We start from the raw sequence: 23553 nt of genomic DNA, 5'->3' as shown, positions 1-23553 counted from the left end.
GGGGCCGCCCCTTTTTCGTGCGGGGGTCAAACCGGCAGGGCGACGAGGTCCTGGTGTCCGACACGGGTGACGAGCCCGCCTTTCGCGATCTGGCCCAGGCGCAGGTCCAGCCACGCGTCCACCTCCTGCGGGTCGATGCCTGTTTCGCGCGCCGCTTCCGCCCAACCGGCGACCAGCATCGAGTGGAAATCGGTCTCGTCGCGCAACGCCTCCCAGTCTGAGGGACCTTGCGTGACCCTGAAGCCCGCCGCGCGAAACGCGTCCACCGCTGTCGCGTGGGCGGCTGGTCCGAGTGCCGGGCCGAAACCCTTGTCTCGCCCCTGGTGAGCGGCCATCGCCTCACGGATCCGGGCGTCGAGCGGGTAGGCGGGGTCGGCTTCCTGGCGTCCGTCGAACGTCAGCATGGCGAGAAAGGGCAGGCCGCGCGCTGCGAGTGTCGAGGCGAGGCCCTCGATCCACCCGCGCGAGACGAGGTCGAGAAAGGCGGAGGTCGTCACCGCATCGACGCCCTCGAGAAGCGCCTCCGCCAGGTCTCCCGAAAGCCCTTGCGAAAGGTCGCTCTCGATCGCCTCGACGGCATGGCCGTGCCGGTCTGCCATTTCGATGGACCGTTCCACAAGCGCCGGGTCATGCTCGGCGAAGCGCCAGCAGGTGTCTTCGGGAAGATGCGGCGCGAGTGCACGCAGCGTGGCGCCGGTGCCGGCCCCGAGATCGAGAACGAGCAGGGGGCGTGCGAGCGCGTGCCGCCTCTCGGCGAGCCGGGCCGCGAAAATCGCGATAATCTCCGCATTGCGGGCGCGCAGGTCCACGGGTTCGCGGGCGTCAAGCCAGCGGGTGGAAAAGCCGCTCATTTCGCCTCTTCCGGGCCGAGGATCCGGCCAAGGACGGACAGCAGGCGCGCGGCCTGGATGTCCCAGTCCGGCAGGGTTTCGGCGTGAGCGCGCGCGGCCGCGCCCATGTCGAGCCGCCGTTGCGGATCGTCCAGAAGCCCTGCGATGGCGGTCGCGACGTCCGTGACGGCACCATTTTCGCAGACAATGCCGGCGGCCTCGGGGATCGTGTCACGCACCGCCCCTTCGCCTGTGGCCACGATGGGCAGCCCGTGGGCCATCGCCTCGGCGAAGACCATGCCGTAGCCTTCATAGAGCGTCGTCAGAACGAAGAGATCGGCGTTGGCATAGAGCGTTTCCAGCGCGTCGCGGGGCAGCGCGCCATGCAGCGTCACCCGGTCGGACAGGCCCAGGCGCGCTATCGTGTCGGCAATCTGGTCCGCATGAACGGGGTCGAGCTCCAGGCTTCCCACGAGGTCCAGGTGGAACGAGCGGTCGGCGAGGCGCGCAAGCGCGGACAGCAGCGTGCCGTGATCCTTTCGCGCGATCAGCGAGCCGACGCACAAAAGTCTGCGCGGACCGTGCGCGGGGGGCACCTCGGTCTCGCGCAGGGGCGGCAGGGCAAGCGCGAGGGCAGGCTCCACCACGCTGATGCGGTCCTCGCTCACGCCGAAGTCTTCGTGCAACGCGCGGGCGGTATGGTTGCTGGTCACCACAACGTGCCGCGCCAGCGCGAGCGCCCGACGTTCCGCCTCCTCCAGAAGAAGCGCTTCGCCAGGCTCGAGCCCGCTTTCATGGGCAAGCGGGTGATGCACGAGCGCGACAAGCCGCAGGCGCCGCGCATGGGGGGCGACCACCGCGTCCAGGACGCCGAAGGCAAGCCCGTCCACCAGCGCCAGCGCGCCATCCGGCAGGGCGGAGAGTCCGCTGGCGGCCTGAGCAAGCGTTGCCTCGTCCGGGAACGGATAGCCGTCGCCAAGACCGTGGACCTCGACCTCCATCCCGGCGCGTTCCAGCGCCGCGATCAGGTCCCGGTCATAGGCATAGCCTCCCGTCGGCGTGTCGAGCCGGCCCGGATGCAGGAAGGCGATCTTCCCCCCGGCACGCTCGGTCAAAGCGTGCCCTCGTACCATGCACGGGCCACGTGGGATTCATGCAGCGTGACACGTATCGCGGACAACTCGCTGCCAGGGCGACCCAGACGGTTCGCGCGTGCGGCCTCCGCCAGACGGTCAAAGATATGCCTGGTCAGGAATTCCGTGGTGGTGTTCCGGCCCTTGAACTCGGGAACCTCGTCGAGATTGGCGAAGTTGAGCGGTTCCAGGACTTCTTTCAGCACCTCATGTGCCCGGCCGATGTCGACGACGATTCCGTTTGCGTCCAGTTCCCCGGCCAGGAAGGCGGCATCGACGACGAAGGTCGCGCCGTGAAGCTTCTGGGCGGGGCCGAACACCTCGCCCTTGAAGGAATGGGCGATCATGATGTGGTCGCGGACTTCAACTGCGTGCATTCGCTATCTCCGGCATCAGTGGGAGAGGTGTCCCGCGCGCCTCGGCGAGCGGGCAGTCGTTGCGGGCTGGGATGTGTCCCGGTCCCGGACAAGTTCAAGACGTCGCGGCATCACGGGAGACCATCTCCTCGCGATTGTGAACGATTGGCTGGGCCAGCACCCGGCGGTGCCCGAAGAAAATTTCCGGAAGCACACGGGGCGCGTCGTCGATCGGCACGGGCGCCTCGAGAAGCAGGTCCAGGGTATCATCACGAAGAAGTGACAGCGCGGTTTTCATGCGTCGCCGGTAGCTCCAGCGCGCGCGCCGGGCGGGCGGCACCTGCCCGACCTGGCTTGATTTCAGCGTCAGGCGCCGGCTGTGGAACGCCCCGCCCAGCGAGGCGCTGACGGGCTGGTCGCCATACCAGCTCATCTCCAACACAAGGGCTTCCTGCCCCGCGAGGGAAAGCGCCGTGTCGAGCCCGGCCGGATGCCCGCTCGCATGGATCACGATGTCCTGTTCGCCCGCCGCTTCCTGCGGCAGTGCAAAGTCGGCGCCGAGGCGTTGCGTAATGTCCGCGCGTGCCGGATCGACGTCGACGAGCGTCACGCGCGTGCCTGGAAGTTTCGCGCAAAGGCGCGCCACGAGAAGGCCCACGACCCCGCCGCCGACCACGGCAATGTGATCCCCCGGTGAGGCGCCTGCGTCCCATAACCCGTTGAGCGCGGTCTCCATATTGGCCGCAAGAACCGCCCGGAGTGCCGGCACGTCATGCGGCACGGGCACGGTCGCGTCGGCGGGAACGGTAAAGAGGGACTGATGGGGATGCAGCACGAAGACGCGTTCGCCGACGCGCCCGGCAGGGCCTTCGACCACTTCGCCGACGGCGGCATAGCCGTATTTGACCGGAAAGGGGAAAGCGCCCGCCTGAAAGGGCGCGCGCATGCGCGACCATTCGCTCTCCGGGATACGGCCGGAAAAGACCAGCCGCTCGGTGCCCAGGCTGACGGCCGAGTAGAGCGTGCGCACGAGCACCTCGCCAGGCCCCGGAGAGGGCACGCTCTCCTCCCGCAACTCGAGCTTTCCAGGACCCATGGTCCAGAGGGCTTTCGCGCTACGGGAAATTTCGGATGGAATGCTGCGCTGCGTCACAAATCCTCCTTAGTCCCCGGTGACGTATAGCGCAACCGAGAGGCTGCGGCAGCAGCAGGCACGATCGGGTTCAGGAAAAAGGTTCGACACCATGTCACAGGAAGGCGCAGCGCGCATTCTTCCGAAGGGAACGGACGGGATGGCAAGCGAAGGCATGACGGACACGTCCCATGTTCCGGTCGATGCGCGCCGGCTTTCACGCCGCCGCATGATCTTTCTCGCGCTGGTCGTCGCCACCATGGCGGCGATGGTCGCGATGCTCGTGCTCAGCTTTGCCGGAAACGGTGTCTCCGCCGGAGAGGGTGTGATGATCGCCTGCTTCCTCTTCACGCTTCCCTGGACCGTGATCGGCTTCTGGAACGCGGTCATCGGCCTGGCGCTGATGCGCCTGTCGCGCGATCCGGTGCGCACGGTCTGCCCGGTGGAGCCGGGCGACACGCGCGAGCAGAGCCCGGCATCGGTGGCGATCCTCTCTTGCATCCGCAACGAGGATGTGAGCCAGGTCGGCGCCTACCTCGATGCCACGATCGCAGACCTCGCCCGCTCCGGCCGTGCCTCGGGCTTTTCGCTCTATGTCCTGTCGGACACCAATTCCGCCGATATCGCCCGCGAGGAGGAGGTCGCCTTCGAGCGCCTCGCCGCGCGCTGGCGGGACGTGATGCCGGTGCACTATCGCCGCCGCGCCGACAATCCGGGTTTCAAGGCCGGAAACATCCGCGATTTCCTGGAGCGCTGGGGCGCGCGCCACGACTACATGCTGGTGCTGGACGCCGACAGCTTCATGTCGTCCGCGACCATCCTCGATCTGGTTGCGAAGATGGACGCCAATCCGCGTCTCGGCATCCTGCAGACCCTGGTCGTGGGCATGCCGACCGTCAGTGCCTTCGCGCGCGTGTTCCAATTCGGCATGCGGCTGGGCATGCGCTCCTACACGCTCGGCAGCGCCTGGTGGCAGGGCGACTGCGGCCCCTACTGGGGACACAACGCGCTGATCCGCATCGCGCCGTTCGCCGGCGCCTGTCACCTGCCGCTGCTGCCTGGAAAGGGGCCCCTGGCTGGCCATGTGCTCAGTCATGACCAGGTGGAAGCCGTTCTCATCCGTCGTGCCGGCTACGAGGTGAGGGTGATCCCCGTGGAAACCCGCTCCTTCGAGGAAAATCCGCCGAACCTGCTGGAGTTCATCCGGCGCGAGCTGCGCTGGTGCCAGGGCAACCTCCAGTACCTCAAACTGCTCTACCTGCCCGGCCTTCTGCCGGTCAGTCGCATTCAGCTCGTGCTGGCGATCCTCATGTTCGTTTCCGCGCCCGCCTGGATCGCCTTCATGACCCTGGGGGCGCTTCTCGTGCTCGTCGGCGGGGAGGAGATGATCCGTTTCGAACCGGGGCCGGGTCTGGCGCTGTTCGCCACCATCCTGACCATGATCTTCGCGCCCAAGATCGCCTCCGTCGTCGACATGCTGGTCGACCCCGGTTTGCGCAGGGCCTTCGGCGGCGCGCCGCGCATTGTGGCGAGCGCGGTCAGCGAGGTGGTTTTCGCCGCGCTGATGGCGCCGATGATCGCGGTGGCCGTCACCCTGTTCGTCGCGGGACTGCCTTTTGGCAAGGCGATCGGCTGGGGCGCGCCGATCCGCGACAACCGCGCGCTCCCCCTTCTCCTGTGTGCGGCGAAGCTCTGGCCCCAGACGCTGTTCGGTCTGGCCGGCTTCGCGTGGGGCTTCGCGGTGACGCCGGGCGCCATCTGGCCTCTCCTGCCGGTTGTCCTCGGGCCGGCGCTGGCAATTCCCTTCGCGCTCGCGACGTCGGGGCCGCGTGCCGGGCGTCTGGCACTGGCAAGCGGCTTGTGGCGCCTGCCGGAGGAAAGCACGCCGCCGGAGTGCCTGCTGCCGCTGCACCTGCCCGCTCATGCCTCGCTCGGCATCACGTTCACGCCGCCCGCCGATGTGCCGTCTGCCCGCATGGAGGCGGAAATGGGCAAGGTCGGCGCCTGAACGGAAGACGTTCCGTCACGGCCGGGTCGCGGTGGCGTGAACCGTATGCGATCCCGCCTCAAGCGGGCTTGATTTGAGCGGAGCGTGCCGCGCGACCACCTTCTGCCGTGACGGGAGGGAAACGAGGCATCTCCTGCCGTCGTCGCGTGAAGTGCATTCCGTTCCGGGATGCAGGCGCGAGCCAGACAGACAGGAGAGACCCATGACCGGCCAGTCCGCTATGCGCGCAACGGCTCCGAAACCTTCCCTCTTTCCGCCGCTGAGTGCTGCCACGCTCGTCACGGCGCTTCTCGGCGGTATCTTCGCCGATGGCGCCTGGGAGATCTGGGCGCGGGTGATCACGCCCTATTGGGTGGGAGGTCCGCTGCAGCCGGCGGCCCTGGTGCAGTCGGTGTTCGGCTTCCAGAACTTTTCGCTCGCCGAGGCGATCCATCTGGTGGTCGGCGTGGTGTTCTATCCGCTCGGATATCTCTTCATCGCCCGGCCGATCGCGCGCATGGTTCTCCCCTCGCTGCCCTGGCCGGTGGTTGCCTTCGGCTACGGCGTCGGGCTCTGGGTCTTCGCGCTTTACGTGATGGCGCATCTTTTCGCCGGGCTGCCGCCCTTCCTCGGCTTCATCCAGCTCGCCTGGGCATCACTCGTGGGGCATGTCATCTTCGGCGTGGTGCTCGGCTTCATCGTCCGGCTGCGCGAGGGATGACGCGCGCCCGCACCTCGTGAAAGGTTGACCGCCACATGACCACCGACGAACTCCGGGAGCGCGGCCGCGCTCCCGGCTCCGTGACGTCCGGCCCGCTTGCGGGCCTTCGGGTTCTCGATCTCTCGCGCATTCTTGCAGGACCGACCGCGACCCAGCTTCTGGGCGATCTCGGCGCCGAGGTGCTGAAGGTCGAGCGGCCGGGCAAGGGCGACGACACGCGCGGCTGGGGACCGCCCTTCGTTCGGGACATGGACGGAGGCGAGACACGCGAGAGCGCCTACTACCTGTCGGCCAACCGCAACAAGCGCTCGCTCGCCGTAGATCTTTCCACGCCCGAAGGTGTGACGTTGGTGCGGCGTCTTGCGCGCGAGGCGGACATCCTGGTCGAGAACTTCAAGGTCGGCGATATCGAGCGGCGCGGCCTCGGCTACGAGACGCTTTCGGCGGACAATCCGGGCCTCGTCTATTGTTCCATTTCGGGCTTCGGCCAGGATGGCCCCTATGCCCAGCGGGCCGGCTACGACTTCCTGATCCAGGGCATGGGCGGTCTCATGTCGCTTACGGGCCGCCCGGACGAGGAGGGCGGGGAACCCACGAAGGCCGGTGTCGGCATCGCGGACGTCATGTGCGGCATGTATGCGGCGAATGCGATCCTTGCCGCCGTGCACCACCGACATGCCACCGGCCGTGGCCAGCACATCGACATCGCCTTGCTCGACACGCAGGTTGCCTGGCTCATCAACCAGGGCGTCGCCTTTCTGACGGACGGAAACGTGCCACCGCGCCGCGGCAACGCCCACCCGGCCATCGTGCCCTACAACGCCTACCCGGCACGCGACGGGTCGTTCATCCTCGCAGTGGGCAACGATGCGCAATTCGCGCGGTTTTGCGAGATCGCGGGCGCTCCCGGGCTTGCGAGTGATCCGCGCTTTGCCGCCAATGCCGACAGGGTGCGCAACCGCGACCTGCTGGAACCGGAGATCCGCCGATTGACGGAACGCCGTGACAAGGCGGACTGGATCGCGGCGCTGGAGGCGGCCGGCGTGCCCTGCGGCCCGATCAACGATCTCGAAGACGTGTTCGACAACCCGCAGGTCCGTCATCGCGGAATGCGGATCGAGATGGACCACCCGGCCGCGAAGGACGGCAAGGTGGCGCTCATCGGCAATCCGGTGAAGTTTTCGCGGACGCCGGCAAGCTACCGGCATGCGCCGCCGCTGCTTGGCGAGGGCGGGCACGATGTCGTGGCGGACTGGCTGGGCATCACGCGGGATCAGGCGGAGGCCCTTTCGGGGAGCTGTCGCGACGAAAGGGAAGATGCATGAGCGAAACCACGGCGCAAACGGGAACGGCGCCCCTGACCGGAGCGGATTTCATTGCGAGACGGCTCGCGGCCGCCGGCGCACATCACGCGTTCGGCATCCCCGGGGGCGAGGTGCTTGCCCTCATGGGAGCGCTTGAGGACGCGGGCATCGCCTTTCACCTTGTCAAGCACGAGAACGCCGGTGGCTTCATGGCCGAGGGGGCCTGGCATGCGGAGGCGCGCAAGGGGCCGGCGGCTCCCGGCATCCTGCTTGCGACACTCGGCCCCGGTGTCGCCAATGCGGTCAACGTTGTCGCCAACGCGAGGCAGGACCGGGTGCCGCTGATTTTCCTGACCGGCTGCGTCGATGCGGCACTTGCCGAGACCTACACGCATCAGGTCTTCGATCATCAGGCGCTCCTGCGGCCGATCACGAAGGCGAGCTTCAGGGCAACGCCCGGCGCGCTCGGCGCCATGATGGACAAGGCGATCCGAACCGCCCTCGAGGGGCAGCCCGGCCCGGTCCATGTGGATGTGCCCATCGGGGTCGCGGAAGGCCCGTGCGATGAGCAGCCCGGTGCCCCGCAACCGCTCGCATGTTCTGGCGGCACGGTCGCGACGGGGCCGGCCCTCGAAGCGGCGAGGGAGTTGTTCGCGCAGGCGCGTCGGCCGCTCGCCATAGCCGGCGTCGACGCGGTCAACGAGGGAGCGGGTGCCGGGATCGCCGCCTTCTGCAGGCGGTTCGATGTTCCGCTCGTGACCACCTACAAGGCGAAGGGACTTCTGGACGAGGAGGATCCGCTCGCCCTTGGTGGTGCCGGTCTTTCGCCGCGTGCCGACGCGCACCTCCTGCCGCTTCTCGAGGCGTCGGACTGCATCCTGCTTCTCGGGTACGATCCCATCGAGATGCGCGCCAACTGGCGTGAGCCCTGGCCGGAGAGCGCGCCGGTGATCGAGATCGCCGGGAGCCCGCGCGACCATGGAATGCACGCGGTCCGGCACCTGCTTGCAGGCGGTATCGCTCCGACGCTCGAGGCTCTCGGGGCCGGGGTGACTCCAGCCGGCGGGATGTGGGGCGGTGGTGAGGTCGCGAGGGCGAAAAAGGCGCTCGCCGCGCTCTTTGCGCCCGAGGTGGACGGATGGGGACCGGCAACGGTCTTCGACACATTGCGCCGGACGCTGCCGCGCGACACGGTCGCGACCGCCGACAGCGGCGCGCATCGCATTCTCGTTTCGCAGATGTGGCGCACGGACTTTCCGCGCGCGATGCTCCAATCCTCCGCATTGTGCACCATGGCATGTGCGCTGCCGCTTGGCATCGGCCATGCGCTGGCGGACCCGGAGAGGCCGGTGATCGTTTTCGTCGGCGATGCGGGGCTCGAGATGGGACTCGGCGACCTCGCGACACTGCGTGATGCGGGCCTTCCGGTGATCGTGTGCGTTCTGGTGGACGAGAGTCTGGCGCTGATCGAACTCAAGCAGCGCGCGTCGCAGCGCCCGAATGTCGGCGTCGATTTTTCCGGCACGGACTTTCCGGCCGTGGCGAGGGCCTTCGGCGGATACGGCGTATGGGTCGACGATGCGGAAAGCCTTGCCCGCGAGGCCGGGGCGGCACTTGCCCGCCAGGGCTTTACGCTGCTTGCCTGCCGCATCGGACGACGCGCCTACGATGGCAAGTTCTGACGGCAAGCCTGGATCGGGGAGGCGGGTTAAGTCACAAGATTGTAAAGCTCGCTTGACATATCGTGTGTGGCACGGCAATTTGTAAAGCACACTTTACAAGAGGTCGAGCATGACAGATTCCACGCCCCGAGCCGTTTTGCGCGGATTCCTGCCCGTTTCACTGGCGTTCCTCGCCTATGTCGTGACGCTTGTCGTCTCGCTGCGGCTGCTGGCGCACGGTATTGACGACAGGAACGCGGAGATCGCCGTTTCCCTCGCCCCCATTCTTCCGACCATTGCCGTGTGTCTTTGCATCGTGCGTCAGATCCGCCGTCTGGACGAGATGCAGCGTGCGCTTCAGTTCGAGGCGCTGGCGCTGTCCTTTGCCGCCACGGCCCTGCTGACGTTCAGCTACGGTTTTCTGGAAAACGTCGGCTTTCCGAAGCTGTCGGCCTTCGCGGTCCTGCCGCTCATGTGCGGGTTGTGGGTGCTTGGCGTGTTTGCCGGCCGGTGGCGGTATCGATGAGGAACCGCATTCAGGAGCTGCGCCGGGAGCGGGGGTGGTCACAGGCGGAGCTGGCCGTGCGCCTGGACGTCTCGCGCCAGACCGCCAACGCGCTGGAGCGCGGGCGCTATGACCCGAGCCTGCCGCTCGCCTTCCGCATCGCGGCCGTGTTCGGCCTGTCCATCGAGGAGATCTTTCAGCCCTGAAGAGAGGGCGCGTCGGGGAAGCCCGGGCTCAGCCCATGCCGAGCCTGAGGCGCAACCGCGTGCCGATCAGGCTGCCGACGAAGGCGAAGACCAGCCAAAGCCAGCCGTGCATGGAGCCCGACACGATCCCGCCGAGATAGGCGCCGATGTTGCAGCCGTAGGCGAGCCGCGCGCCGTAGCCCATCAGCAGGCCGCCGACGATGGCCGTCGTCAGGTCAAGGCGCGAGAGTTTCCACACCGGCGCGAACCGTCCCGCGAGTGCGGCCGCGGCCATCGCGCCGAGCAGGATGCCGAAATTCATCACCGAGGTGGCGTCCGCGAAGACGGAAGCCTCGAGTGCGCCCTTCTGCCACTGCCAGTAGGGCCAGTCCGTCACCGGAACGCCGAGCGTGTTCAGGATCTTGCCGCCCCACAGGGCGAAGCCGGATGTGATGCCCCAGGGGCGCCCGAGCACCAGGAAGGTGGCGATGCCCACCACGGCAATCATGATCGCTCCGAGCATCGGCGACCACGGACCGGTGAGGAAGGATTCCGTGCGCCGGGGTTCGGCGATACCGCCGTGGGCCTTGCGTTCGATGGCGATGGTGGCGAGTGCGATCAGCCCCAGCACGGCGGCGGTCGCGGCAAAGGCTCCAAGCGGCCCGAGCGCCGTTACCAGCGAGAAGGCGGGCAGCGAAGGGAGCTGGCCCCAAAGGTGCATGTGCGGTGTCGCGGCGACGGAGCCGGCCACGAAGGCGGCAAGTGTCACCATCATGCGCGTCGAGCCGCCACCCGCGGTGAACAGTGTGCCGGAAGCGCATCCTCCGCCGAGTTGCATTCCCAGGCCGAACATCGTCGCACCAAGTGCCGCCGCGATGCCGAAGGGAAACACGAACCCGCCGGCGGGAAGGCCGGCGCCGGCGCCCCAGGCGATCAGGGGAAAGGAAACCGCCGAGGTCAGCAGGATGAGGATGAACTGCGCCCTCAGTCCGCCGCCACGCTTCTCGGTCACGATGCGCCGCCATGCGGCGGTGAACCCGAAGCTTGCATGATAGAGCGCAAGCCCCGCAAGCCCACCGACAAGCGTGGCGAGCCCTAGGCGGTGACCGCCCTGGGTGGTGGCAAGCACCGTCACGGTGGCAAGCAGGCCGAGCGCCAGTGCAAGCGGCGTGCGGTTCGTGGCGGAAAGGGTCTGGACCGAAGCTGTCATGACACTGGATTTAGCTTTCCCGGGCCGGAAGCGGAAGCAAAGGCGTTCTCCACATGCGCATCGTCGCGCAATACCGTTCCACGTCCCGACGGTTCCCGCAAGGGAACCCGGAGGCCGCCTCGTGCGTTTTGACGATGTCAATGGACACGAGAGCCACAAGTTTTTGTGTGTTGCGTGTCATCGGGGGCGCCTGAACACTCTGGATCGGGCTGGCTGACGGGAGATTTTCCTATTCCCTTGAAGGGAAAGGAGATCTTCCAGGGATCCCGACCGACGCGAGAGGACCGAAATGCCCCAGACCGATCACTTCGGTTATCCCCTGACCCTTCCCGGACCGGCCGCGCTTGCGCCCTGGAGGGCGACCGTTTCGGCGTTCCTCGCTCATGGCAGCAGCACGCCGGAGCATCTGGCGGAGACCCTTCGCCTTGCGCCTGACTTCGCTCTCGGCCATGCCTCTCATGGCCTGTTCTGCCTGCTTCTGGCGCGACGCGAGCTCGTGACGGTCGCCGAGGCGGACTGGCACCGCGCCACGGAAGCGGCGGACCGGGTCGGGGCAACCGTGCGCGAACGTGCGGTGGTCGACGCGCTTCGCGACTGGCTGGACGGAGCGCCGCGCAAGGCGGCGGATCGCCTGGACCAGACGCTTACCGCCCATCCTGCGGATGCCCTTCTGATGAAGCTCGTGCATGGCATCCGTTTTGTTCTCGGCGACGGCGGCGGCATGCGGCGGTCCATCGAGACGGTGCTGCCGTCCTATGATGCCGACCATCCCGCCCTTGGCTATGCACTCGGTTGTCACGCCTTCGCACTGGAGGAAACCGGCGACTATGCACGGGCGGAGCGGGAAGGGCGCCGTGCGGTGAGCCTTGCCGGCGACGATGCCTGGGGTCTTCATGCCGTGGCGCATGTTCTCGACATGACCGGGCGCGCCGAGGAGGGGCGGGCGTGGCTCGAGACCAACACCGGCGCTTTCGATCACTGCAACAATTTCCGCTATCACGTGTGGTGGCATCTGGCCCTCATGTATCTCGACAAGGGCGAGATCGACCGTGTGATCGAGCTTTACGACAATGACATCCGTGCCGAGCGCACCGACGACTATCGGGACATCTCCAATGCGGCATCCCTGCTGGTGCGGCTTGAAATCGAGGGTGTCAACGTCGGTGGCCGCTGGGACGAGCTTGCGCGCCTTTCCGAGACGCGTGTCGACGACCGCTGCAATGTCTTTGCCGACCTCCACTACCTGATCTCCCTGGAAGCGGGCGATCGCCGTCAGGCCGCCGACCGGATGCTGGCGAGCGTCTCGGCCCATGCGGAAGAGGACACCGACATGGGCCGGATCGCGGGCACCGCCGGCGAGCCTGCGGCACTTGGTCTGGATGCCTACTATCGCGGCAGCTATTTCTCCGCGTTCCGTCACCTGAGCGCCGCCCGTCCGCATCTGGTCACCATCGGCGGCAGTCATGCCCAGCGCGATGTCTTCGAGCGCATCACCATCGACGCGGCCCTCAAGGCGGGACTGGCGCAGGACGCGGAGGACCTTCTTCGCGCGAGACTGAGCCTGCGCGGCGGCCTCGACCGTTTCGCGGCCGAGCGGCTTGAACAGGCGGCGCGCATGAAGCGGGCCGCGGCGATCATGCAGGACAAGCGCCTTCGTGCCGTTCCGGCCTGAAAAAGGCCATGATTTCAGGGTGACAGGGCGTCGCTGACCGGCGCCGATGCCATGCAGCATCTTGGGACGAAAAACACGTGAACATGCATTCCCCTTCTCCGTCCTCGCCGGTTCGCCGGCGTGACCCGCGCCTCGATTTCTTTCGCGGGCTTGGCATGTTCATCATCTTCATTGCCCACCTGCCGGACAACACCTGGACGCTCTGGATTCCGGCGCGTTTCGGGTTTTCCGACGCGACCGAGATCTTCGTCTTCTGTTCGGGGATGGCCTCCGCGATCGCCTTCGGCAAGGTGTTCGACCAGCACGGCATGATGATGGGCGCCGCGCGCGTCAGCCATCGCGTGTGGCAGGTCTATTTCGCCCATGTGTGCCAGTTCCTGATCCTGGCGGCCGCCCTCGTGGCGATCCAGACCAGCGGCGTTCTGGAAAGCTGCTGCGGGCTGACCCAGGACTATGTCGGTTCCCTGAACCTCTGGCACTTCTTCGAGCGCTCGGAGGTGACCCTGCCGGGCCTGCTGACGCTCACCTATGTGCCCAACTATTTCGACATCCTGCCCATGTATATCGTCGTTCTGGCCCTGATGCCGGTGATGATGCTGCTCGCCCGCCAGGGGCGGATGTGGATGTTCGCCGCCATGGCGGGTCTGTGGCTCGCGGCGTCCTTCCACTTGCTCGACCTGCCCGCCGAGCCGTGGTCGGACCGGTCGTGGTTCTTCAACCCCTTCGCGTGGCAGCTCCTGTTCTTCACGGGCTTCGCCTTCATGCGTGGCCAGATTCCCGCCCCGCCCGTTCGGCGCGATCTCATCGTCCTTGCCGGGGTGATCGTCCTGGCGAGCATGCCGCTCGCCTGGCATCGTCTTTATCTCGAGGTGCCTGCACTGCTGGAGGCGCGCAACCTGATCGAACCTTTGTGGATCAAGACGGAGTTCGGCATCCTGCGCTTCGTGCATTTCCTGGCGCTGGCCTATCTCGCGTGGATCGCGGTGGGGGCGGGCGGGTGCTATCTCGTCACCGAAGACGCCTGGGGCAAGGCGGTGCGCGTGATCCAGAAGGTCGGACAGCAATCGCTCGCCGTCTTTCTCGCAAGCCTCGTGATCGCGCAGGGCGTCGGAATCCTGCGCGACATGGTCTGGGGCCGGGGCAACATGCTGGTGGAGTTTATCGCCAATGTCGGCGGCATGGCGCTTCTTGTCGCGGTTGCCTATGTCGTTGCCTGGTACAAGGGCCAGCCTTGGCGCAAGCCTCCCACGGGGCCCCGCCATCCGGGGTCATCCGCGGGCAGCCATGCGGCCTCTGGCGACGCGCGGCATCCCGAGCAAATGCGGCAGCCCGCCTGAGTGAGCCTTACCGCTCGCCGAATTGCCAGCCGCGCCGTTCGGCCAGTGTCTCGAAGGCGTCCGCGATCCACTCCGCGCGCACGCTGTGTCCCCCGTCGTGCAGGCACACCCGCAACAGGGCGGGGTCGTCGGGCTTCGGGCTTTCCTGCGATTGACAGGTGAAGCCCTTGCCCGGCGTGCGATCGGGAAATGTCTCCGCGACGCCCATCCTGCGCTGGAAGACGGCAAGGCTTTCACCCACGTCCGACTGGCGCCAGCCGTCGCCGATGGACCGCCCTTCGAGCGGCACGGTCCGGTCGGTGCGTCCGTGCACATGAAGCAGGACCGGCGCGGGCGAGGGACAGTCCTCGGGTATCGGGTCCCAGAAGGCGCCCGCGACCGGTGCGAAGCCGGCGAACAGCTCGCCGCGCCGGCAGGCGAGGCTCCATACCATCGACCCGCCCATGGAAAAGCCCGCGACCATCAGCCGGTCGGCCCGCAAGGGAAAGCGGTCCGTCATGTCCGCGACGAGTGCGTCGAACCACCGGAACTCGTCGCGATGCGCACTGGGGGAGCCTGGAAAGGACCACGTGCCGCCTTCGCCCTGAGGTGCTACGAAGGCGACACCCAGGCGGTCGGAAAGCGTTGCCCATGCCGCGTTGCGCATCTCCGCCTCGGCGGACCCGCGCCAGCCGTGCAGGAAGACGATGGCGGGGATCGGCGTCGTCCCGTCCCAGTTTCGTGGAAAGCGGATCCGGTATTCGCCCCCGGCCACCCGGCACGCCGTTTCGACACCGCACCCGGCCTTGCCGACCGAGCCGTCCGTGTCTTCCCCGGCCAGAGCCGGGGTGCCCCTGGTACTTGCGAGAAGAAACGCCATCGCGGCGAGCGTTGCGGTGGATTTGGAACCTGGAATGCCGATCATGAAGCCTTCTCCCTGGCCGGGGAAGGATGGTGCATTGCTGTTTCCAGACAATGGCGAAGACGGCTCCCCGCGCTCACGCTTCGGTGAGCGGGGACGCGCGGCACTTCCGGTCCTAGAGGATCGCCCAGCGGATCAGGCTGGCGATGACCAGCAGCGTTCCCACGCCCGCGAGCCACAGGGCGGCGAACCAGGCAAGGCGTTTCCAAAGCGGGGAGGCGGCGGCCGGATCGCCGTCGCGGTCCTCCGGCCGGGCCCCGCTGTGCATCAGTGGTAGCCCTCGCCCGCGCGCACCTTGCCGCGGAACACCCAGTAGGCGTAGGCGCTGTAGGCGAGGATCATCGGGATCAGCACCGCCGCGCCGACGAGCAGGAACAGCAGCGAACTGTCCGGCGCCGCCGCCTGCCAGATGTCGATCGAGGGCGGCACGATGTTGGGGTAGAGGCTGATCCCGAGGCCGATGTAGGTGACGAGGAACAGGCCCAGGCTCGCCAGGAAGGGAACCGCGTCACGCGTGCCCGTGAGGCCGCGGAACAGCACCAGCGCCAGAACCACGACCATCGCCGGGACGGGCAGGGTGTAGATGATCTGCGGCATCTCGAACCAGCGCGCGGCGAAACCGTCGTCGAGCAACGGCGTCCATACGCTGACAACCGTGATGGCCCCCAGCATGGCGATGCCGAGCACCTGCGCCTTCTCGCGGAAATGCGCCTGCATCGGGCCTTCGCATTTCCAGATCAGCCAGGTCGCGCCGAGCAGCGCGTAGCCGATGACCACGGCCACGCCGGTCATGAGCGAGAAGGGAGTGAACCAGTCGAGCCAGCCGCCGGCATAGGCGCGTCCCTCGACGTCGATGCCCTGGACGATGGCGCCGAGCGCGATGCCCTGGGCAAGGGCTGCGGTGAGCGAGCCGAGGAAAAACGCGATGTCCCAGATGCCCCGTCGCTCGGGGCTCGACTTGAAGCGGAACTCGAACACCACGCCACGGAAGACAAGCCCGATGAGCATCGCGATCAGCGGCGCATAGAGCGCCGGCATCAGCACCGAGTAGGCAAGCGGGAAGACGGCGTAGAGCCCACCTCCGCCCAGCACCAGCCAGGTTTCGTTTCCATCCCACACGGGTGCGACGGAATTCATCATCACGTCCCGTTCCGCGGAGGAGCGGGCGGTGGGAAACAGGATGCCGACGCCGAGGTCGAAGCCGTCGAGCACGACGTACATGAAGACGGCGACGGCGATCAGCATCGCCCAGATCAGGGGAAGGTCGATGGCCATTGTATCACTCCGCCGGCTGGGTGGTGTCGCGCGCCTCGTAGGCGGAGACCGGCGTCACGCCGGCCGCGCGTGTCGGCTCGCCGCGCTCGGGCCCGTCTTCTCCGGTGCCGGGCGTGTGCCCCATGGCACGAAGCATGTAGTAGGTGCCGATGCCGAAGACGATGAAATAGACCACGATGAAGACGAGCAGCGACGTGGCCACCGCCGGCGCGTCCACAGGCGAGTGGCTCTCGGACGTTCTCAGCAGGCCGTAGACCGTGAAAGGCTGGCGTCCTACTTCCGTCGTGATCCATCCCGCGAGCACGGCGACGAAGCCGCTTGGTCCCATGAGGAGGGCCGCGCGCTTGAACAGGGGCGTGTCATAGAGCCGCCCGCGCCAGCGCAGGTACAGGCTCCAGACGCCGAGGCCGAGCATCAGGAAGCCGATGCCCACCATGACGCGGAAGGAGAAGAACACGATTGTCGCGTTGGGCCAGTCCTCGCGCGGGAAGTCCTTGAGCCCCGGCACCCGCCCGTCGAGTGAGTGGGTGAGAATGATGCTGCCGAGCTTGGGAAGCTCGACCTTGTAGCGGGTTTCCGCCGCCTCCATGTCGGGAATCCCGAACAGCAGCAGCGGCGCGCCGCGTTCGCCCTCGAAATGTCCCTCGACGGCGGCGATCTTGGCCGGCTGGTGTTCGAGCGTGTTCAACCCGTGCATGTCGCCGGCCATGATCTGCACCGGCGTGACGATGGCGGCCATCCACATGGCCATCGAGAGCATGATCCGTGCGCCCGGATTGGTCTTGTCCTTGAGCAGGTGCCAGGCGCCGACCGCGCCGACCACGAAGGCCGTCGTCAGATAGGCCGCGAGCATCATGTGCACGAAGCGGTAGGGGAACGAGGGGTTGAAGATGATCTCGAACCAGTTTTCCGGGATGAACTGGCCGGCGGCGTTGATGGAGTGACCCGCCGGGGTCTGCATCCAGCTGTTCACCGACAGGATCCAGAAGCCCGAAAGCGCCGTGCCGAAGGCCACCATGGCGGTGGCGAAGAAATGCAGCCGGCGCCCCACCCGGTTGAGGCCGAAGAGCATGATGCCGAGGAAGCCCGCCTCGAGGAAGAAGGCCGACAGCACCTCGTATCCCATCAGCGGCCCGAGCACCGGCCCGGTCTTGTCGGAGAAGACCGACCAGTTGGTGCCGAACTGGTAGGTCATGACGATCCCCGACACGACGCCCATGCCGAAGGCGACCGGAAAGATCTTGAGCCAGAACTTGAAGGTGGCGAGATAGATCTCGCGCCGCGTCGCGAGCCACAGCCCCTCCAGGACCATCAGGTAGCTCGCCAGTCCGATGGTGAAGGAGGGGAAGATGATGTGGAACGAAACCGTGAACGCGAACTGCATCCGCGCAAGTTCGACCGCTGTGAAATCCATGTCGCTTTCCCCGAGCCTGACGGCACGCCGGATGTTTCTCCGGCGGCCTGTTGGGTCTCTTCCTCCGACGCGATTATGGCCCTGCGCGGCCTGGCGCCCATGTGGCAGATTGAAGCCTGCCGGTTAAGGAGACGGAACCCCGGCGGAAAAATTTTTTCAAACGCCTGACTTTTCAGTCTTCTCCGTCCGTCGGAATGTTCAGGATGTTTCCGCAGTGCTTGCAATGGACGGCGTCCGGGTCATGTCGGGCAAGCCCGCAATCCGGGCAGGGATAGCGCACCTTCTGCGGCCGGAAGATCGTCTGAACCAGCCGCAGGAAGAGCCCCACGCCGAAGACCATGATGAAGATGGTCATGAAACGACCGACGCTGTCGGTCATCGTGATGTCGCCGAACCCGGTCGTGGTCAGTGTCGTGACGGTGAAATAGAGCGCGTCGAGATAGGTGTTGATCGCCGGATTGCGGTGGCCTTCCAGAACGAAGACGAGGGCCGTGACCACGAAGATGAAGACCAGCAGGTTGACGCCGGAATTGATCATCTCCTCGTTGCGGCGGAAGACGCGTGACATGTCCCTGAGTTCGCGCAGCAGGTGATAGGAGCGCAGGATACGCAGCATCCGCGCCACCCTCAGGAAGCCCAGGTTGTCGACGAAGGCGCTGGCGAAAAGCGACAGGATCACCACCAGGTCGGTAATGGTCGTGAACTGGAAAGCCTGGCGCAGGGGGCGCTTGGCGGCCACCAGCCGCAAGACGAGGTCGAGGGTGAGGACCACGCCCAGCACATAGTCGAACGTGTGGTTCACCGGAGCTTCGGCGGCCATCGAGGCGACCAGGAAATAACCGATCGTGAGCACGTCGAAGGCGATGAGCCCGAACTGCCAGATCCGCGCCCTTCGGGTCGAGCCGAAGTAGAGCTCGTGCAGGGTTCCGCGCAGGCGGCCGGCCGGGCGAAGCGGCGGTTTGGTGGCATGCGGGGCGAGGCGGTCTCGGATGTTCATGGGGCGAGAAGACCGTGTTCCCGTGCGCCCGTCAATCGCGCCGCGCGCAAGTCGTTGGTGCCGTTCGGGCATTCGGGGGATATGCGGCGTCCGCGAATCGGCGCAAACTCTTTGTTAACCATTTCAGGAAAACGGGTCCGGCGAACCGTTCCGGATCGAAGCGGGGTGTACCCATGTCCGCATTTTCAAAAGCACTTCCAACACTCGATGATTCGCTGCGCTTCGCGGAACAGCACGTGGGCGACATCATGCACACGCCCCGCTCGCCGGATGGTGCCGCCTACCGTTTCATCGTGCGCGGTACGGGCCGTTTCGGCAATGGCGCGCGTTCCGGTCGTCCGAACGAGGTCGTGGCCACCACCCGCCGCGAGGCAGAGCTGAAGCGCCTTCATGCGGTCGCCACCAGTATCGCGCTTTATCTGGAGGAGCGTATCGCGGCCGAAACCGACACGTTCGGTGCTGGTGCGGTTCCCAACTGAGACCCGGGATGCGGGCCCGTCTCGTTATGAGGCCACATCCTGTTGCTGGAGCGTGCGCTCCAGAACCGACAGCCAGTTGCCGTGGGCGATCCGGGTGATCAGGTCCTCGCCGTAACCGGCCTTGCGCATGCCTTCCACGAGAACCTGCAGGCCGGCCACGTCCTTCATGGCGCGGGTAACCATGCAGCCGTCGAAATCCGACCCCAGCGCGACACCGTTCTCTCCGAGCCGCGACAGCAGGTGATCGAGATGGCGCACCATCCGCTCCACCGGCAGGTCGGGATTGAAGCGGCCCTGGGAATCGAGAAACGCCACGTGAAAATTGAGCCCGACCACGCCGCCCGTCTCGGCGATGGCGTCGAGCTGGCGGTCGGTGAGATTGCGCGCCGAGGGCGTCAGCGCGTGGGCGTTGGAGTGGGTGGCAACCAGCGGCGCGTCGCTGATGGCCGCCACGTCCCAGAAGCCCTTCTCCGTCAGATGCGACAGATCGACGAGGATCTTCAATTCGTTGCAGGCGGCAACGAGCGCCTTGCCGGTGTCCGTCAGGCCGGGGCCGCTGTCGGGCGAGGCCGGGCAGGTCATGGGCGCGCCGTGGCCGAAGATGTTGGACCGGCTCCACACCGGCCCCAGCGATCGCAGCCCCATGGCGTGCAGGGTCTCCAGCGTCGTGAAATCGGCGTCGATCGCCTCCGCCCCCTCGATGTGCAGCAGCATGGCGAGACTGTCGCGGGCCATCGCGTCGCGAATGTCCGAGACGCTGCGGCAGATGCTGACGGCGCCTTGCGACGCCCGTTCGATGCGCAGGGCGCGCGCCGCCATGCGCAGGGTGAAGTCCAGAGCCGCCGGTTGTGCGAGCGGGGCGAAATGGCTCGGATCGTTGGGATTGAAGCGGACGGTGATGTCCTCATCGATGCGCGAGGGCGAGAACATCGCGAAAAAGCCACCGGCGAAACCGCCCTCACGGGCGCGGGGCAGGTCGATGTGATCGTGGTCGGCACGCGCCAGGAAGTCGCGCGGGCTCCCCTTGCGCGCGCCCAGTTCCAGCTTCAGCAGGGTGTCGTTGTGGCCGTCGAAGACCGGAACCGGGGTGTGCGTCACGTGCGTTCGCTCCTGTGGACTTGATCGGAACCGGCGGGATCAGCGGGCTGCGCGCTCGGGGAACAGGCCTGCGAGACCTTCCGCGCTGGCCGCGCAGATGCCGCGCTCGGTGATGAGGCCGGTGACGAGCCGGGCCGGCGTCACGTCGAAGGCGGGATTCGCCGCCGGGGTTGTCTCGGGGGTGATGCGGACCTTCGTCACGCTGCCGTCGGCAAGCTTGCCGTGGATCACGGTCACCTCGTCCTCGCCGCGCTCCTCGATGGGGATGTCCCTCAGTCCGTCCGTTACGGTCCAGTCGATGGTCGGGGAGGGCAGCGCCACATAGAAGGGGACGCCGTTGTCGTGGGCGGCAAGTGCCTTCAGATAGGTGCCGATCTTGTTGCACACGTCGCCCCGCGCGGTCGTGCGATCGGTGCCGACGATGACCATGTCGACCTCGCCGCGCTGCATCAGGTGCCCGCCCGCATTGTCCACGATCAGCCTGTGCGGCACGCCGTGGCGGCCGAGTTCCCAGGCGGTGAGGCCCGCGCCCTGGTTGCGCGGGCGCGTTTCGTCGACGAAGACATGCACCGCGATGCCCTCGTCGTGGGCCTGGTAGATCGGCGAGGTTGCCGTCCCCCAGTCCACGGTGGCGAGCCAGCCCGCGTTGCAATGGGTGAGGATATTGACCGGCTCCCCGGCTGGTTTTCGCGCCGCGATGTCGCGGATGATCTCCAGGCCGTGGCGTCCGATGGCGTGATTGAGCGCGATATCCTCGTCGCAGAGCTCGCGCGCAAAGCTCCACGCGGCGGCGCGGCGTTCGGCCTCCGGGAGGGGCAGGAGCCGTTCGCGGGCCGCATCGAGGGCCCAGCGCAGGTTGATGGCCGTCGGCCGGGTGGCAAGGAGCGTTGAATACGCGTCGTCGAGCGTGGCGTCGTCGGCTGCGTCCAGCAGTGCGATCGCAACCCCGTAGGCCGCCGTCGCGCCGATCAGCGGCGCCCCGCGCACCCACATGTCGCGGATCGCGGTCGCCGCGTCCTCCAGCGAGCGCAGTTCCAGTGTGACGAACGCGTGCGGCAACTTCGTCTGGTCGATGATGCCGGCACCGCGCCCGTCCGCGGTCGGCCAGATGGAGCGGTAGGCGGTTCCGTCGATCTTCATGAAAAGGGTCCCCGTGGAGCTGTCCCCCGTTGTCGGACACGCGGCCCCGGCTGGCAACCCTGGCAGGTGATCCGGGTGCGGGCCCGCCGCCTCCGGGCATCGGGGCGGGAATGGCGAAGGCAAATGCAAACGCGACGGCCCGCCGCTTTCGGGGAAAGGGCGGGCCGCGGGCGGGGAAGCCGCGCAAGGGGGTTGCCCCTTGCGCGAATGGGTCAGACGGTTTCGCGCAGAACCACCTCGAAGCCCTCGAACTGGGGCGGGCCGAGATACAACGGCTTGTTGTCGCCGGCGTTCTTGTGCGCGTCGCGGAATGCCTGGCTCTGCGTCCAGGCGACGAAGGCTGCGTGGTCGCGCCAGATCGTGTGCGAGGAGTAGAGCGTATGGTCGTCCTCGGACGCGCCCTTCAGCAGGTGAAACTCGACGAACCCGTCGACCTCGGAGAGCTTGCGGTCGCGGTTGCGCCACACGTCCTCGAACGCCTCTTCCTGGCCTTTCTTCACGCGGAAACGGTTCATCGCGATGTACATGTGGCTTGATCTCCCTGGGTGTCTCGGTCTGGGTTGATCTGGGGTGTGTCCGCCGTATGGACAAGGGACTGCAGCGCCTTGCGGAACGCGCTCTGTCCGGATGAGCGCAGCGGCACGAAGGGCTTGTTGAGCTTCTGGCAGATCTTCTTGGCGCGCAGGCATGCGTCGTGGCTGACGCAGTTGACCGGGCAGAAGACGCAATCGACCGACGGCAACAGGCTGTCGAGGCGCTGCGGCGCGTCCTCCACCCCACCGTCGTGATGCACGAAGGTCGCGTTGAAGGCTTCCGCGATGCCGCGCAGCCGGTCGCGATGGCCGTGCATTCCTCCGACATAGAGCACCGCGCGCGGCGCGCCGTCGGCCTCGCCCACCGGGGCGACGAGATGCGGGGACGCGCGGTCTGACACGGCAAGGGCGTCGTCGAGGACGTGTCGGGGAGTGTCTCCGGGAGACCGCGTCGATACGCTAATCTCGTCGCCGCGCTCCATCTCCGCCAGCCGCGCCTCGGCCAGGCGGGCGCGGGCCCGTGCGGTCTGGATGGCGCGGGCCGATTTCGCCAGTCGGCGGCGCAGCAACGTGTTCTCCGACTGGGCCGCGATCTCGGTATCGGCAGTCGGGATGCGGCTGTCGCGCTCGGCCTTGAGCGCGGTCAGGGCGGCGCGCAGGTCGGCGATTTCCCGGTCACGCTCGCCAAGCGCCTGTTTCAGGCCCGCCTCGACGCGCCGGGCGCGCTCTTCCGCCTCGGCAAGCTGGTCGCGCAGGGTGGTTGCCTCCGCCGTTTTCTGGCGAAACGAGGCGCCGGCAAGATGCGAGAGCATGTGCACCTCGCCGAAGATCTCGACCCGAAGGCGCGACGGGATGTGCCCGAGCGTCATGAACGACCAGTAGGCGGGCGCCACCTGGCCGCGTTCGCGCATGTCCTGCCAGAGCGCGGTCAGCGCCTCGGGCTCGCGGACTCGCGCCACCCGACGCAGGGCGCCCTCGAAGCGCTGGTCGAGCAGCTTCTGGAATGCGCGTGAAAAAACGTTGTCGGAGGTGGACATGCGCACGAAGTGGCCGTGCACGTCATAGTCGGGCGTCTCGGGAGATACGTCGATGCCCACCTTGCGCGCCACCCGGCGCAGGTCCTCGACGCTGGCACAGGTGCCCACGATCGAACAGTGGACGTTGTCGGTCTGCTCCCACAGCGCGATGCGCCGCCTTGGCGCGCCATCGCCGGTGCAGTCCGGACCTGCCGGCCTGTCGCGGCCGGTGGCATGGGCTTCCACCGCTTCCGAGATGGCGCGCTGCAAATCCTGATGCCTTGCGCACATGGTCTGGTTGCCTTGCTGCCTTGCCTTCGGGGCCGGCCGGAGCCGGCAAATTCGAAGCGTGGCTTGCTGAGCGTCGAGGGAGAGGACACGTGGCTTGCTGGCGCTTGGATCTCCTCCGCCTCTGGGCACAGCGAGACGGTGGACCTGACTTGGGTATGAAAGATGAGTTTTGTAGTCAAGTATATTCCGCGAGCCCGTGTCACTTGGCGCGATCGGCGCGTCCCGATCGAGGTGCGGATGACAAAAAGTCGCGCTTTTCCGAACTCCATGATTGCATCCGGATCAAAAGATGACTATTCGAGTCATGAATTAAGTTGCGAATGACTCGCAAGTTTAGACCCGTTCCAAACTGCGGCCGGGTGGTGTGTTCCAGGAT

The 23553-nt window shown here is 66.9% G+C and carries 23 protein-coding genes; 9 read left to right on the top strand and 14 right to left on the bottom strand.

Annotation, left to right across the window (positions count from 1 at the left end):
* Positions 1 to 26: 26 nt before the first annotated feature.
* The 4 genes from ACYX4S_RS15210 to ACYX4S_RS15195 form a co-directional block, all read right to left on the bottom strand.
* Entirely contained in the window at positions 27 to 851 is an 825-nt protein-coding gene (locus ACYX4S_RS15210) for an SAM-dependent methyltransferase (RefSeq protein WP_476360808.1), read from the bottom strand.
* Positions 848 to 1945: a glycosyltransferase family 4 protein gene (locus ACYX4S_RS15205; protein WP_476360807.1), complete on the bottom strand. Its 1098-nt coding sequence runs from the start codon at positions 1943 to 1945 to the stop codon at positions 848 to 850. The genes ACYX4S_RS15210 and ACYX4S_RS15205 overlap by 4 nt, the downstream gene beginning before the upstream one ends.
* The gene (locus ACYX4S_RS15200; RefSeq protein ID WP_476360806.1) at positions 1942 to 2340 is read right to left on the bottom strand and encodes a 6-pyruvoyl trahydropterin synthase family protein; all 399 of its coding nucleotides are present in this window, start codon (positions 2338 to 2340) and stop codon (positions 1942 to 1944) included. Before ACYX4S_RS15200 ends, ACYX4S_RS15205 begins: the two co-directional genes overlap by 4 nt.
* A gap of 94 nt (positions 2341 to 2434) precedes the next feature.
* Positions 2435 to 3415 (bottom strand): zinc-dependent alcohol dehydrogenase, encoded by a 981-nt coding sequence (locus ACYX4S_RS15195; RefSeq protein WP_476360805.1) that lies wholly within the window; start codon positions 3413 to 3415, stop codon positions 2435 to 2437.
* Between the two features lie 196 nt (positions 3416 to 3611).
* Here ACYX4S_RS15195 and mdoH point away from each other — a divergent pair, with 196 nt between their 5' ends.
* The 6 genes from mdoH (at position 3612) to ACYX4S_RS15165 (ending at position 9835) form a co-directional block, all read left to right on the top strand.
* Positions 3612 to 5459 carry a glucans biosynthesis glucosyltransferase MdoH gene (mdoH, locus tag ACYX4S_RS15190; RefSeq protein WP_476360804.1) on the top strand — a complete coding sequence of 616 codons (1848 nt, stop codon included), beginning with the start codon at positions 3612 to 3614 and terminating at the stop codon, positions 5457 to 5459.
* Between the two features lie 202 nt (positions 5460 to 5661).
* Positions 5662 to 6159 carry a hypothetical protein gene (locus ACYX4S_RS15185; protein ID WP_476360803.1) on the top strand — a complete coding sequence of 166 codons (498 nt, stop codon included), beginning with the start codon at positions 5662 to 5664 and terminating at the stop codon, positions 6157 to 6159.
* A 35-nt stretch (positions 6160 to 6194) separates the two neighbouring features.
* The gene (locus tag ACYX4S_RS15180) at positions 6195 to 7484 is read left to right on the top strand and encodes a CaiB/BaiF CoA transferase family protein (RefSeq protein ID WP_476360802.1); all 1290 of its coding nucleotides are present in this window, start codon (positions 6195 to 6197) and stop codon (positions 7482 to 7484) included.
* Positions 7481 to 9145 (top strand): thiamine pyrophosphate-binding protein, encoded by a 1665-nt coding sequence (locus ACYX4S_RS15175; RefSeq protein ID WP_476360801.1) that lies wholly within the window; start codon positions 7481 to 7483, stop codon positions 9143 to 9145. Before ACYX4S_RS15180 ends, ACYX4S_RS15175 begins: the two co-directional genes overlap by 4 nt.
* Before the next feature lie 109 nt (positions 9146 to 9254).
* On the top strand, positions 9255 to 9650 hold the full coding sequence (locus tag ACYX4S_RS15170) for a hypothetical protein (RefSeq protein ID WP_476360800.1): 396 nt from the start codon (positions 9255 to 9257) through the stop codon (positions 9648 to 9650).
* Positions 9647 to 9835, top strand: a complete 189-nt coding sequence (locus ACYX4S_RS15165; protein WP_476360799.1) for a helix-turn-helix transcriptional regulator — start codon at positions 9647 to 9649, stop codon at positions 9833 to 9835. Before ACYX4S_RS15170 ends, ACYX4S_RS15165 begins: the two co-directional genes overlap by 4 nt.
* A 28-nt stretch (positions 9836 to 9863) precedes the next feature.
* Here the strand turns inward: ACYX4S_RS15165 and ACYX4S_RS15160 are convergent, their stop codons facing one another.
* Positions 9864 to 11024, bottom strand: coding sequence for a YeeE/YedE family protein (locus ACYX4S_RS15160; protein ID WP_476360798.1), 1161 nt, complete (start codon positions 11022 to 11024; stop codon positions 9864 to 9866).
* A gap of 289 nt (positions 11025 to 11313) precedes the next feature.
* Between ACYX4S_RS15160 and ACYX4S_RS15155 the strand changes: the two genes are divergently transcribed.
* Positions 11314 to 12696, top strand: a complete 1383-nt coding sequence (locus ACYX4S_RS15155) for a tetratricopeptide repeat protein (RefSeq protein WP_476360797.1) — start codon at positions 11314 to 11316, stop codon at positions 12694 to 12696.
* Between the two features lie 83 nt (positions 12697 to 12779).
* The gene (locus ACYX4S_RS15150) at positions 12780 to 14033 is read left to right on the top strand and encodes an OpgC family protein (RefSeq protein WP_476362876.1); all 1254 of its coding nucleotides are present in this window, start codon (positions 12780 to 12782) and stop codon (positions 14031 to 14033) included.
* 7 nt (positions 14034 to 14040) lie between these two features.
* Here the strand turns inward: ACYX4S_RS15150 and ACYX4S_RS15145 are convergent, their stop codons facing one another.
* The 5 genes from ACYX4S_RS15145 to ACYX4S_RS15125 all read right to left on the bottom strand — a co-directional run bounded on the left by ACYX4S_RS15145 (position 14041) and on the right by ACYX4S_RS15125 (position 18620).
* Positions 14041 to 14937, bottom strand: coding sequence for a CE1 family esterase (locus ACYX4S_RS15145; protein WP_476360796.1), 897 nt, complete (start codon positions 14935 to 14937; stop codon positions 14041 to 14043).
* Positions 14938 to 15049: 112 nt separating this feature from the next.
* Positions 15050 to 15202 carry a DUF2474 domain-containing protein gene (locus ACYX4S_RS15140; protein ID WP_476360795.1) on the bottom strand — a complete coding sequence of 51 codons (153 nt, stop codon included), beginning with the start codon at positions 15200 to 15202 and terminating at the stop codon, positions 15050 to 15052.
* Entirely contained in the window at positions 15202 to 16209 is a 1008-nt protein-coding gene (cydB, locus tag ACYX4S_RS15135; RefSeq protein WP_476360794.1) for a cytochrome d ubiquinol oxidase subunit II, read from the bottom strand. Before cydB ends, ACYX4S_RS15140 begins: the two co-directional genes overlap by 1 nt.
* A gap of 4 nt (positions 16210 to 16213) precedes the next feature.
* Positions 16214 to 17623 (bottom strand): cytochrome ubiquinol oxidase subunit I, encoded by a 1410-nt coding sequence (locus ACYX4S_RS15130; RefSeq protein ID WP_422067811.1) that lies wholly within the window; start codon positions 17621 to 17623, stop codon positions 16214 to 16216.
* A 172-nt stretch (positions 17624 to 17795) separates the two neighbouring features.
* Positions 17796 to 18620, bottom strand: coding sequence for an ion channel (locus ACYX4S_RS15125; protein WP_476360793.1), 825 nt, complete (start codon positions 18618 to 18620; stop codon positions 17796 to 17798).
* A gap of 173 nt (positions 18621 to 18793) precedes the next feature.
* Here ACYX4S_RS15125 and ACYX4S_RS15120 point away from each other — a divergent pair, with 173 nt between their 5' ends.
* The gene (locus ACYX4S_RS15120) at positions 18794 to 19099 is read left to right on the top strand and encodes a hypothetical protein (RefSeq protein ID WP_422067813.1); all 306 of its coding nucleotides are present in this window, start codon (positions 18794 to 18796) and stop codon (positions 19097 to 19099) included.
* A 24-nt stretch (positions 19100 to 19123) separates the two neighbouring features.
* Here ACYX4S_RS15120 and ACYX4S_RS15115 read toward each other — a convergent pair whose 3' ends face one another.
* The 4 genes from ACYX4S_RS15115 to ACYX4S_RS15100 all read right to left on the bottom strand — a co-directional run bounded on the left by ACYX4S_RS15115 (position 19124) and on the right by ACYX4S_RS15100 (position 23177).
* Positions 19124 to 20197 (bottom strand): dipeptidase, encoded by a 1074-nt coding sequence (locus tag ACYX4S_RS15115; protein WP_476360792.1) that lies wholly within the window; start codon positions 20195 to 20197, stop codon positions 19124 to 19126.
* A gap of 39 nt (positions 20198 to 20236) precedes the next feature.
* The gene (mtnA, locus tag ACYX4S_RS15110; protein ID WP_476360791.1) at positions 20237 to 21337 is read right to left on the bottom strand and encodes an S-methyl-5-thioribose-1-phosphate isomerase; all 1101 of its coding nucleotides are present in this window, start codon (positions 21335 to 21337) and stop codon (positions 20237 to 20239) included.
* A gap of 212 nt (positions 21338 to 21549) precedes the next feature.
* Positions 21550 to 21864, bottom strand: coding sequence for a heme-degrading protein HmuQ (hmuQ, locus tag ACYX4S_RS15105; RefSeq protein ID WP_422067816.1), 315 nt, complete (start codon positions 21862 to 21864; stop codon positions 21550 to 21552).
* Positions 21849 to 23177, bottom strand: coding sequence for a DUF2325 domain-containing protein (locus ACYX4S_RS15100; RefSeq protein ID WP_476360790.1), 1329 nt, complete (start codon positions 23175 to 23177; stop codon positions 21849 to 21851). The genes hmuQ and ACYX4S_RS15100 overlap by 16 nt, the downstream gene beginning before the upstream one ends.
* Positions 23178 to 23553 lie beyond the last annotated feature (376 nt).

The sequence above is a fragment of the Stappia sp. ABD4_338 genome, from assembly GCF_056312175.1.
Note: the sequence above shows the minus strand (reverse complement) of the source record. Positions and strands in the feature narration are given on the sequence as shown.